We start from the raw sequence: 11,355 nt of genomic DNA, 5'->3' as shown, positions 1-11,355 counted from the left end.
TTCGGTAGGACAACCCACAGTCGTACTTAAGGCGTAATATTTCTTTAATTTTATTCATTGGAGTTCTCTTTTTTGCCATGATCGCTTCCTCACCTCTTGCTTGAAAAGGAAAGAATAGCGAGTTATTGATTTAAAAGAGAAAAAGGTAGGATTTCGGGCATTCCGAACGCGGTTTTCGCTCTTCCGAACGCTGATTTCGGAGTTTGCTTAAAAGTGTTCGGATAATCGCGGAATACGTGTTCGGATCATACCGAAATGGCTGTTCGGAATGCTCCGAAATATGCACCAAGCTTATGCTTTTCCAGTAAATGCCTAAAATTCATAATAGTGGTGTGATCAGGTATTGCGCCTTCTAAAGATAACCCAGCAAACAGCCGCATAGAGGTAATCTCGTAAAGCGCGTCCTCCATGGCTGGATCCCCCATGTTGTACCAGTTCTGCATAAAGTGAATACGCAACATGGTAGACAAAGGATAGGGACGACGGCCGTTACCTGCTTTTGGATAGAAGGGTTCAATTTGGTCTTCAAGCTGCTGCCAGGGAATCAACTCATCCATTCGACTGAGGAAGAGTTCTTTGCGAGTTTTGCGGCGTTTGCTGGTAAATTCGGTGTCGGCGAAAGAGAGTTGGTTCATGATCGGCTGGAGTCGTAGTCAGATTAAGTCGGCAAGATTGTCTCATGTTACCGATTTAATCGCATGTTCCCTAGATAATCTTATGATTCTGGTTGATACGCTATGGCTAAACAGCGTATTAACAAGCAAACAGAGATCAGAAGCGACATATGAATGGCAATAAAGACTGATTAACCTGGCGGGTAATATTATTGGCATGGAAAAGAGAGCCCGTATTTATGCACACTCAAAGAGTAAAAACAACGAAGCTGGCCAAAATTCACCAGATTCAAATGGACGAGATTTGGACATGCGTGATAGTAATAGTTCTGACTCTGAAGATGATTCTGAAGCAGAAAAAGACAGCTAAAATCAAATCTATAACGACTATGTACACCCCTCTCTTTGAGGGGGTTTCTTGCCGAATTTAAATCTCACACCCGAAGGTATACAGATCAGGTGCAACTTGATCAGAATTTCTCTGATGAATTAATAGAGCTTGATTCACTATGATCTTGAAGCATCTGACCAGCGGTAATGATAACGATGTGTAAGAAAAAAGTTTCACCTGTGTAATTTTTCACATACTTACGATAACGGGTATCGCCAAAACTTTTTTTTACAACCTCAACTACAGTTGATATTCACCAGCCCTTTCAGGTTGGAACGTCACTTGTATGATTTTAATCTTTAAATTTCCACCACCTGGTTTCGGCCATTCAATCTCATCGCCAATAGAAAGACCAAGCAATGCACTACCTACAGGCGCTAAAATTGAAATAGTTGTTCCATTCGATTCCATGTTTTTTGGATACACCAACGTCAATTCAAACTCTTTATTTGTAGCTTCAACAATAAACTTAACCGTTGAGTTCATGGTGACAATATTGTCTGGAACATCTTTAGGAGCAACAATCGTTGCGCGTGTAAGTTCTTCTTCTAGTTCACTCACACCAGCGATATCCGCTTTAGGAAGCGAATCAATTAGGTCTTCTAGTCTCTTCAAGTCCAACGAAGAGATTGTTATATCAGGTCTTGTTGTCATTATTTCCTCATTAACTATTCACAAATTTTGCTTAGTACTTGCAGTAGTTGCTATACAAAGATCACATACCACTACCGTCGTTGATAGTACGTCTGGCAATCTATAATAGATAGCCAAATGTACTACTATTATTAACCTAAGATGCTTCGTGTCGAACCCAGTGCTTGGCTTTTTTTGTATCTGATTTTGACCCATTTTTGTCGCATATCCCTTAAAAGTGCCAAAATCGGTGACCTTTACACCTTCTACCTCAACATAGGCACCAGTCTTAAGCCAAGGGCCTTTTAGTGGTTAGCGCCCAGCTATTTCCTTTTCTGTTTCTGGAGGGTATCCGTAATAGATGGTTGATGGGTTGATAGGCGGAGCCTTTTTTTGCTATTACATCATTATCGAAAAACTCGGTTCCGTGCAGGCATCCGGTGCCACGTACATCGCACCAGTGGTGGCCGTGATCATTGGCTCTGCGGTCGGCGAGGAAATCACTTATGCCGCCATCCTTGCGCTGGCACTTATCCTCGGGGGCGTGGTGCTGATCCAGACAGGAAAGCGCAGCACTACACCTGCTTCCGTTCAGCACCAAGCTGAGAAGTAGACTGATTTCGAGGCAACCTTTGCTGCCTCTAATAGCATTATTGTGCCCGTGCTATGTATTACTTTTTGGAGACTTTTCCAGACGTTTGGAAATCATGGGTATCTGCTGATATAGCGCAAAAAGTAGAAAATGCATTATAACTTTTACGATCAACGTCAAAAAACTTGAGTGTTTTATTGGATAAGTAACCACAAACCCAATAATAGAAGTAAATAATTCATAATTCTCAAAAAAAGCGCCTTGTTGAGTTTGCCATTGATTTTTATACCCAACCAGTTGCCTAAAAATGCGATGGGCACAAACGCCAGCGCGGTTAAGGCGACGTCAGCACTGAGCAACCCCAAACTGAGTGCGCCGACTAATTTAGCTAGGTTCATCACGGCAAAAAAAGCCGCTGCAGTGGCTACAAACTGAGTGCGAGGTAATCCAATGGCGCTAAAATACATAATAATAGGCGGGCCACCTGCGTGCACTAGGGTGCTGCTTAGGCCCGACAAAGCAGACATCACATAAGCGCCTAGACGATGGTTTAAAAAACTCAGTGACGTCTTTTTGAACCATAAACTCTTGATGGCAAAAACAATACAAATCATTGCCACCGTAAAGCGCAAATACTCTGAATTGATCAGATCCATAGTTAAGTTAGCAATAACAATACCTACCACGGCTCCGGGTATGAGCGAGCGCAGTAAGGCGACATCCCACTTTTTCCAAAAGCTCTTTACGCTCATGCTGTCGGCCACAATGAGTAACGGCAGCATCAGCGTAATGGCATCCACCGCACTGAATTTCAACATCAGAAGGGGCACGGCGAACACGCCAAGTGCCCCAGCAAAAGCAGATTTAGACACGCCTGTGAGTAACACCACAAAGGCAACGAGCAAAATAGCAGACAGTTCCATGTAAATCAGTCCTGTTTATTGGGAAAAATGCGATGCAATATTAAACAGCAGGTAAATCAAACCACAGCGCTTCGAGGGCCGCGTTTGCTGTTACCTCAAATGTGCGCTCAGGCTCAACGGCAAAGGCATCGCCTTCTTTAAAAGTGTGGCCATCGACGTTAATTTGTCCTTTGATAAGGTGTAAATACCCCACTCGCTGTGCCGTGCTCAAGCGAATGCTGTCGTCTTTTTTCAGCACCAGACGAGAGATACTGGCGTCTTGGTTAATCGACAAAGCACCGTTTTCACCATTAGGGGCGACTAAGGTGGTTAAAACGCCCTGTTGCGGCAAACTTTTTTGCTCATAGCTTGGTTTGATGCCAGTCACATTTGGCTGTATCCAAATTTGCAAAAATTTGACCTTTTCGGTTTTAGAGGCATTAAATTCAGAGTGTCTAACGCCGCGACCTGCGCTCATCCGTTGTACATCACCAGCCGGTACCACGTAGCTATTTCCGGTGCTGTCGTCGTGTTTTAACGCTCCTTCAATAACGTAAGAAATAATTTCCATATCACGGTGGCCGTGCTCACCAAAGCCTTGCCCTGGCATCACCATGTCGTCGTTGATGACACGCAATACCGACACACCCATATGTTTTGGATCGTAATAATTGCCAAACGAAAAGCTGTGCTTGCTTTGTAACCAACCAAAATTGGCCACGCCTCGATGTTCTGATTTTCTAATGTAGTTCATGAGTTGCTCTCCAATAAATGCTGTGGGCCACTGAGCGCTACCTGAGTGAGTACTCTGGGCCAATCAATGCGATGAGAGGTATCATAAAATGTTGGTTAGCCGATTAAAATTAGTAAAAATAGCGCCTTTCATTCGATTTTTAAGAATGAGAAGGCCAGTTTTGGCGAGACAGGTTTAGGTTTTCTGTGGCCAGTCCAAGCACAGCGCTCTAATTTCCCCTAAAAAGCAGCGTGCCACAGGACCCAGTCGATCGCCATCTTTAAACGTTAGGAACAATTGGGCGGTGCGCTCGGTGTTGCGATCAAGTTGTAAACGCTTTAAACGATTGTCGTTAAGGTGAGTGTCGATCAAGCTCAGTGGCAACCAGGCAAAGCCTAACCCATTGACGATCATGTCGATGGAGCTTTGCATATGGCTGACGGTCCAACGCTGATTGGCTTCTAGCCAGCCATCACTGGCGCGGTTTTTTTTATTGATCGCAGACGAATCCCTTACCACAATCTGGCGATGACTTTTGAGTTCTTCGAGAGTGAGAGGGGAGTCCATAGCGTGTAAAGGGTGATGTGGGCTGGCAACGGCACCAAATTGGATGTAACACAAACTTTCGCTGAAGCCTGCGCCCAGTGAGTTGGGAGAAATGGCAATTTCGACCTCATCGTTTTCGATCATTTCCGCCCCGCCCCCTAAGATCGATTCAATTAATTCAATCTTCACCAATGGAAATTGCTCTGATACTGTTTCTAGGGCGTTATAAAGCAGTGCACGGGGAAAAATTTCATCCACGGCAATGCGCAATTGTGTCTCAACGCCTTGGCTTAACTTTACGCCAATGGCTTCGACTTTTTTGGCTTCTTCGAGTAGATAACTTGAGCGCCGTAAAATCATTTCGCCTTCTTTGGTTAAGACGGTTTTTCGGCCCTCAATGGCAAATAACTTTACACCCAACGCGTCTTCTATTTTGCTGACGGCGTTGTGTACACTGGATTGGCTTTTGAAGACGCCTTGGGCGGCTTGATTAAAGCCGCCAAATTCCACCACAGCATGGAACATGCGCCATTGCTCTAAAGATATTCTCAGCATGGTTTACCCTCTCTATCACACGATAGCGTGATTATCCCATGCCCTGCGTCGTTATGCGGCTATTTTTTTAGCGGAATAAATTCCTTATCGTCGCCTGGTACTGTTGGGAAGCGGTCGTTTTCCCAATCGTCTTTGGCCTGTTCGATGCGTGCTTTGCTAAAAGAGACAAAGTTCCAGTGCAAATGAGGTGTGTGCGCAAATTTTTCACCGCCCAAAACAATAAAGCGTCCGCCTTCAATGACCTTAATATCGGTGTCGTTATCATCTAACAAGACAAACTCGCCGGCGCCATACTGGGTGCCGTTAATGTCTATTTTGCCACTGGTCGGGAACACTGCTGTTTCATGGTTAGGGTGGGGGCGGCTTAGGGTGCTGCCTTCACTGGCCACGATGTCGATGTAAAACATAGGCGAATAGGTTTTGACCGGTGAACTCATGCCGTAAGCGTCGCCTACAATCAATCGCATCATTACACCTTCCTGGGTTAAGTGGGGTAGTTCATGCTTTTTAACGTGTGCAAAAGCCGGTTCTATTTCGGCCATGTGTTCAGGCAAAGCGATCCAACATTGTAGGCCGTTAATGGTGTGCTTATTAGCGCGGACTTCTAGGGTTTCGCGTTCTGAGTGGGTAATGCCCTTGCCCGCCGTCATCCAGTTAACGTCTCCTGGGTGAATTTCAAGATTATTACCCAGTGAATCGCGATGTAAAATACTGCCTTCAAACAAATAGGTTAAGGTGCTCAGGCCAATGTGAGGGTGTGGTCTTACGTTGATGCCTTGGCCTGCTGGGAAATCATTTGGTCCCATTTGATCAAAAAAGATAAAGGGTCCCACCATTTTTTTCTCTTGATGAGGAAGGACTCGTTTTACGTATAATCCGCCTAGGTCGTGTGTGATTGCTTTCAGAACGTTTGCCATGATGTGCTCACTTTTTGTCGGTGACAGTGTGTTGGTGAAAAGAAGCTTTTCAATGAAATATTCAATGCTTATAACGCTATCATTCCTTCTTTTGGGAAAATATTCGTAATAATGCAATAAATCATTCTTTTTTTTAGAATGAAAAGTAAGCTTTGCCTAACAAGTTCTATCTACATAGTAAAGTGCTCACACAGAGTAGCCTCATAAACGTTCGTTTAAAACGAATGATCTGTGCGTATTTTAGAAATTTTCTTTTGGCATGTCCTCCTCAATAATAGAGTCATCGTTTTAGAACACACTTAACAACACAATTTAGGAATCATTATGAACAATATTTTATTTATTAAGACTTCTTTAAATGGCGAACAGGGTCGTTCCAACATTTTAGCGAACTCTCTTATCGAGCGCTTGCAGGCAACAACACAAGCCAATGTAGTAGAGCGCGATCTAGCAAAAAATGCGTTACCTCACCTGACGCAAGCCGAAATGGGTGCGTGGATGACAAAAGAGGCGGACCGCAGCGAAGAGCAAACCGCACAAGCGGCGGTGTCTGACAACCTAATTGCAGAGCTGCAATCAAGCGATACCATTGTTGTTGCCATGCCGATGTACAACTTTAGTGTGCCGTCTACTTTTAAAGCGTGGATTGATCGCATTGCGCGTGCAGGCATCACCTTTTATTACACTGAAAATGGGCCTGTTGGTTTATTAGAAAATAAAAAAGTCATTGTAGTAGCCGCACGCGGTGGTTTATACGCTGGCACAGAACATGACTCGCAAACTCAGTACCTAAAAGATGTATTCGCATTTATTGGACTGAAAGACGTGCAATTTATCTATGCTGAAGGATTAAACATGGAAGGTGCTGAAGAGCGTTTGGCGATGGCTCAGCAGCAGATCAATGATTTTACCTTGTAAACAGGGCTAATCTGGATAGAGATCTTCAGGTAACCTCGCTAGGTAGTGAGGTTAATGAACTACCAACACTAATTACTTCGTAATTTGAATTGGTTTCGGGTAAGTCAGGGTCAAGCTACCAATGGCAGCAAGTCAGCTTCCCTTTTAGTGCTCGGGGCGATAGTTTTACCTAGCGTCACGATCACGGGCTGGAACATGCAGCCCCTACAAGCTAGCGCTGAAAGCGCCTCACCTGTTTCTTTTCTCAAGATGTTTAATGCGGAGTTTATATCGGCATTTACCAAACCTTGAGGGCTTTTGTACAGGCCTCGCTTAACTCGACGACCGCTAAATGCTGGAATGGCTTTATCACCATAAGTTGGAATCGTGTCGTTATCCAAGGCGCTAGCCTTAGACGTGTACGACTCCTCACGCACGATAACGGTGATCCCTACTGCGTAGCATTTGTACTTAATTTGCTCAATCAAAACGGTGTGAGGAATGCTCACAAACTTCTGATTGTTTACCTTGCCAATATCGCTGTCTTGCTTCCATCCTTTGTTTAGCCCGACAACTAACGTGCCAATATTATTGCTGACGCAATAATTCGCCACGAACCTCGAAGCCCTGTGCAGAACATCTCTAGTTCGATGGTAACGTTTATTGGATATTTCAGATAAATGCTGAAACTTACCAGCACTTCTCAGCTTCCCAGCGCGCTTGTTGTACCAAGCATTTATTGATTTTAGAGGCTTTCCATTGACCAAAGCAGGACGTACATCGTGTTGGTCGGTTGCTATCGCAACCAAATTGTTAATCCCTAAATCAATACCGGCCTTACGTTTTTTATCAAGCAAGGCGCAGTATGTACCTGTTGCTTGAAGCTTGGCTGGGTTGTAGATGATCTCAACCACAAAACAGCTTCCCATCGGGACGATGCGCACTTCATGAACAATAACATCGCACACCTTTGCATTGTATGCCTGATCGAAGCTAAAGCTCGTTTTAAGAGGGGTTGAAAATTTGTCACCAGCTAAGTGCAAGTCTCCTTTCTTTAAGCAGAAGCCATTACGACCAGCGGTAAGCGTTGATGCTTTATTTGCATAGTGTGGCGGTCTGGGTTTTCTCTTGTACTTGCTGGGGTCTTTAGCAAAATCTTTTAGTGCCGCAGAGTAGGACTTGAAATCCTGTCCAACGATTTGCGTGGTACGCTGAGAGAATGCCGCTGGCATTTTTGCGTACAATTCTTGATTGTTTTTCTTTAACCACTTATCAGCGTCACTATGAGAAAGGCATGCGCCATTCGGCTTTTTCTCATGGCGCATCAAATACGTCGTCGCATTTCTAATGCGGCGGCTTATCTGTGTGCTGTATTTGCTGCCATTGAACCATGGATGACCCTTGCGGATCACGATGCGCTCAGTAAGCAAGCCTTTGGTTGTTTTTTCTTTTTCCATGGTTACAATATGTAGAAATAATCATTTAGTGTCAGCAGTTATTTATATGAAAAGAAGCCATAATTCATGTGTTTATAAATTAATTTACCACTTAGTGTTGGTGACGAAATATAGAAACGATTGCTTAACTAGCGAAATGTTAACTTGGCTCGAATCCGAGTTTAAGCGTCTGCTTGAAGCAAGTGATTGTGATCTGATGGAGTTTAATGGTGAGAGTGATCATGTGCATGCTCTGATAAGCCTGCACCCCTCTCTAGCCCCCGCAAACTTAATCAATTCGCTTAAGACAGTCACAAGCCGAATGTCAAAGAAGCATTTTGGCGATCACCTAAAAAAGTATTATTGGGGAACAAACGCACTTTGGAATCGATCTTATTGTTTACTTTCAGTAGGCGGGGCATCATTAGAAGTGATCATTAAGCAATACATCGAAAATCAGGATAGACCTAAATAGGTGCGCTACGCACACCTCGCTATCCATCCAACACTAAGTGGCTTGCCTAGGCTCGCCACTTAAAATTGGAATTTCGCGAATATCGTTAAAAAGTTCAATGGTGGTATGTTAGGGAAACTACGATTAAGAAGTTGCAAAACACTCAACTTCTCTTTTCCAAATAAAAAAGCATAGGATTCCACCTGTTTTGATGCTTTTCACCACTAAACAAGCTTATTTAGCCTTGTTTAGTGAATTTTGAACGGATTAACCTCTTGCCGCCCGTATCATCTGGTCAACTCTAAACACATTAGATAAGGCAAACAGCATCGCCAGTTTGTTGTCGTTTTTTGCCAGCCCTCGATAGATCACTTTCCTAAAGCCAAACTGTCGCTTTATGATCCTAAACGGGTGCTCTACTTTTGCTCGGATACTGGCTTTGAGGTACTCTGTTCGGATTGGTTGCTTGTTGATTCTCGGGTGTTTCTTGAGAAGACGCACCTTGCTTGGCATCTCAGCAATCAGCCAATCGGCTTTGATGTCTTTTAGCTCTTCTCGTTTTTGAGCACCTCGATAACCTGAATCCGCCGAGATAAAGCGTTCCTCACCATGAAGCAGATGTTCTGTTTCTGTGATGTCGTGTACGTTGGCAGCTGTCGTACTTAAACTGTGCGTCAGGCCTGTTCTCGCGTCTACACCAATATGAGCTTTTAAACCGAAAAACCACTGCTTACCTTTTTGAGTCTGGTGCATTTCGGGATCGCGTGCTTTCGCTTTATTCTTGGTTGGACTGGCCGCTTCAATAATGGTGGCGTCGACAATGGTGCCTTCTTTTAGATAAATCCCAGCGCTAGACAACCACTTATTGACCTCTTTGAACAGCTGACGGGAGAGCTTATGCTTTTCCAGTAAGTGCCTAAAATTCATGATGGTTGTGTGGTCCGGGATAGCACTGTCCAGCGACAGTCCAGCAAACAAACGCATGGACGTGATTTCATATAGAGCATCTTCCATAGCAGGGTCGCTCATGTTGTACCAATGCTGCATACAGTGAATGCGAAACATCGTAGACAGCGGGTACGGTCTTCTTCCTTTTCCAGCTTTGGGGTAAAAAGGCTCAATCACGGCTTCAAGCTGGTCTCACGGCATCAACTCATTCATTCGAGTAAGAAAAATTTCTTTACGCGTTTTACGGCGTTTATTGTTGAATTCACTGTCGGCAAAGGCCCTACTAGATGGCTATGCAACATTAACTTAATAACATTAATTTCCATTGTCATTTTCGTCTCCATCTTCTAGTAATCCTTCCCATGGGTCATCCGATAGTTTTTGTTGTTCAGCAGAATGGTCAGGCTGTTTGTGCGGTAAAGATGTGTTACTGCCATCGCTTTCAAGAGCCGCTAAAACAGCATTCAGCTTTTCTTTGGGAATCAGCATGACGTCACTATTTAGGCCCTTAGCAATCAGCTCAAGAGTATCAAGCCTTGGGTTACCTTTTGCTTCAAGTCGTTGGTACTGCTGCCTACAAATGCCAATGCGCATTGGCATGTCATTTTGCTTGAGTTTCAGTGCTAAACGGCGGCTTTTAATTTGCTGTAGTAGGTTTATCATGAGGAAACTAATAAGTTGCTTTTTAAATAATAGAAGCATATCAGTTGCTATTTTTCCATAAAGCAACTTAAAAGTTTCTTTTTTGGTGTTGTCCCGTTTACGCGTCCATTTCATTTTTTTGACGGTTAAATAGCCATTTTTATGAGGTCACTTCAATCCTGTGTTCGGACTTTTTTTATCTGACTTTGGCTCACTTTTGTCACATATGGACTTATCAGAGTTTGCTTACCATAGTGAATTCTTTTTCTAGATATAGTTTTTACGATTTGTTGACACTTTTTATTTGCTATAGCACTATGCAGTTAGCTAATAATTTAGGTGTTATACCATGAAAAAATATCTAGCGGTATTGCTGTTCAATTCTCCTTTTCTGCTTGCTTCTTCATTCGATGACTGTTTGAACCTTACTGCCCATGTGCGTTTCTCAGAGCCAAATGGTTTTGTAGAATATGATGACGTAGACTGGAGGAAAGCATTACCTATTTGTGAGAAAGCAGTTGCAGAAAACCCTAATAACTTCAAAGCGCTATACAGTCTTAGCCGAGTTTATTCTAGACAATTTGATGAGCTAGAAGATCAAGAATTAATGGAAAAAATGAATGACTATATAGAGAAAAGTTACAGGGCTGGTTTTAAGCATGCGGCTTGGGTTCTTGCTATTGGTTATTATGAATCTCAAGAGTGGGATCAAGCAATGTATTGGCTAGACTTGAGTGGTAAAGATGGCAATGTTAATGCGATAAATGAGAAAGCAAGATGGTTATTCGATAGTAAAGAAGCCTATCCAAATAAGAATTATCGAGAGGCAGAAAAGACCTTAAAGAGTGCGGTAAACAGTGATAATAAGTATATTCACTTTAATCTCGCCAGCTTACATTACTACGATAAATATGAAATGCTTGACTATAAATTGGCTCTAAAGCATTTTAAAAAAGCAGCTAGTCTAGGGAACATACGAACAAGTAAGACAATTTTTAGCTGACTTTCAGCTTGTGACAGTATTTCCTCAGAAGCGACATTTAATCACCACTTAACCCACTTGTAAGGTACTTCAAGCACCTTACAACCGTTATT

Annotated in this window: 12 protein-coding genes and 2 pseudogenes; 5 read left to right on the top strand and 9 right to left on the bottom strand. The window is 43.2% G+C overall.

The features are described 5' to 3' along the window. Positions 1-287: 287 nt before the first annotated feature. Positions 288-638: pseudogene (locus LG368_RS14840) on the bottom strand (transposase); the annotation flags it as partial. Positions 639-831: 193 nt separating this feature from the next. Between LG368_RS14840 and LG368_RS14835 the strand changes: the two are divergent. Continuing rightward, entirely contained in the window at positions 832-984 is a 153-nt protein-coding gene (locus LG368_RS14835; RefSeq protein ID WP_226755481.1) for a hypothetical protein, read from the top strand. 261 nt (positions 985-1,245) lie between these two features. Here the strand turns inward: LG368_RS14835 and rnk are convergent, their stop codons facing one another. Then, complete coding sequence (gene rnk / locus LG368_RS14830; protein ID WP_226755480.1) at positions 1,246-1,659, bottom strand: nucleoside diphosphate kinase regulator; 414 nt, start codon at positions 1,657-1,659, stop codon at positions 1,246-1,248. A gap of 340 nt (positions 1,660-1,999) precedes the next feature. Here rnk and LG368_RS14825 point away from each other — a divergent pair, with 340 nt between their 5' ends. Further along, positions 2,000-2,251, top strand: coding sequence for an EamA family transporter (locus LG368_RS14825; RefSeq protein ID WP_226755479.1), 252 nt, complete (start codon positions 2,000-2,002; stop codon positions 2,249-2,251). 173 nt (positions 2,252-2,424) lie between these two features. Here LG368_RS14825 and LG368_RS14820 read toward each other — a convergent pair whose 3' ends face one another. The 4 genes from LG368_RS14820 to LG368_RS14805 form a co-directional block, all read right to left on the bottom strand. Then, on the bottom strand, positions 2,425-3,153 hold the full coding sequence (locus LG368_RS14820) for a sulfite exporter TauE/SafE family protein (protein ID WP_226755478.1): 729 nt from the start codon (positions 3,151-3,153) through the stop codon (positions 2,425-2,427). A gap of 40 nt (positions 3,154-3,193) precedes the next feature. Beyond that, a complete protein-coding gene (locus tag LG368_RS14815; protein WP_226755477.1) occupies positions 3,194-3,886 on the bottom strand; it encodes a pirin family protein in 693 nt (230 codons plus the stop codon). Positions 3,887-4,060: 174 nt separating this feature from the next. Next, positions 4,061-4,966: a LysR family transcriptional regulator gene (locus tag LG368_RS14810; RefSeq protein WP_226755476.1), complete on the bottom strand. Its 906-nt coding sequence runs from the start codon at positions 4,964-4,966 to the stop codon at positions 4,061-4,063. Between the two features lie 59 nt (positions 4,967-5,025). Continuing rightward, complete coding sequence (locus tag LG368_RS14805) at positions 5,026-5,883, bottom strand: pirin family protein (protein WP_226755475.1); 858 nt, start codon at positions 5,881-5,883, stop codon at positions 5,026-5,028. A 324-nt stretch (positions 5,884-6,207) separates the two neighbouring features. On the opposite strand from LG368_RS14805, the gene LG368_RS14800 reads away from it, so the two are divergent. Next, on the top strand, positions 6,208-6,801 hold the full coding sequence (locus tag LG368_RS14800; protein ID WP_226755474.1) for an FMN-dependent NADH-azoreductase: 594 nt from the start codon (positions 6,208-6,210) through the stop codon (positions 6,799-6,801). Between the two features lie 110 nt (positions 6,802-6,911). Here the strand turns inward: LG368_RS14800 and LG368_RS14795 are convergent, their stop codons facing one another. Further along, positions 6,912-8,237 carry an RNA-guided endonuclease InsQ/TnpB family protein gene (locus LG368_RS14795; protein ID WP_226755473.1) on the bottom strand — a complete coding sequence of 442 codons (1,326 nt, stop codon included), beginning with the start codon at positions 8,235-8,237 and terminating at the stop codon, positions 6,912-6,914. Here LG368_RS14795 and tnpA point away from each other — a divergent pair. Continuing rightward, positions 8,194-8,691 carry an IS200/IS605 family transposase gene (gene tnpA, locus LG368_RS15650; protein WP_420827973.1) on the top strand — a complete coding sequence of 166 codons (498 nt, stop codon included), beginning with the start codon at positions 8,194-8,196 and terminating at the stop codon, positions 8,689-8,691. The genes LG368_RS14795 and tnpA overlap by 44 nt on opposite strands. 246 nt (positions 8,692-8,937) lie before the next feature. Here tnpA and LG368_RS14785 read toward each other — a convergent pair. Together LG368_RS14785 and LG368_RS14780 are read right to left on the bottom strand one after the other, a co-directional pair. After that, a pseudogene (locus LG368_RS14785) lies at positions 8,938-9,846 on the bottom strand (IS5 family transposase). 87 nt (positions 9,847-9,933) lie between these two features. Then, positions 9,934-10,395, bottom strand: coding sequence for a helix-turn-helix transcriptional regulator (locus LG368_RS14780; protein WP_226755472.1), 462 nt, complete (start codon positions 10,393-10,395; stop codon positions 9,934-9,936). Between the two features lie 214 nt (positions 10,396-10,609). Between LG368_RS14780 and LG368_RS14775 the strand changes: the two genes are divergently transcribed. Continuing rightward, complete coding sequence (locus LG368_RS14775; protein WP_226755471.1) at positions 10,610-11,263, top strand: SEL1-like repeat protein; 654 nt, start codon at positions 10,610-10,612, stop codon at positions 11,261-11,263. Positions 11,264-11,355 lie beyond the last annotated feature (92 nt).

Origin of the sequence: Marinomonas algarum, from assembly GCF_020532605.1 — a bacterium.
GTDB classification, from domain to species: domain Bacteria; phylum Pseudomonadota; class Gammaproteobacteria; order Pseudomonadales; family Marinomonadaceae; genus Marinomonas; species Marinomonas algarum.
This window is presented reverse-complemented; position numbering and strand designations above follow the sequence as displayed.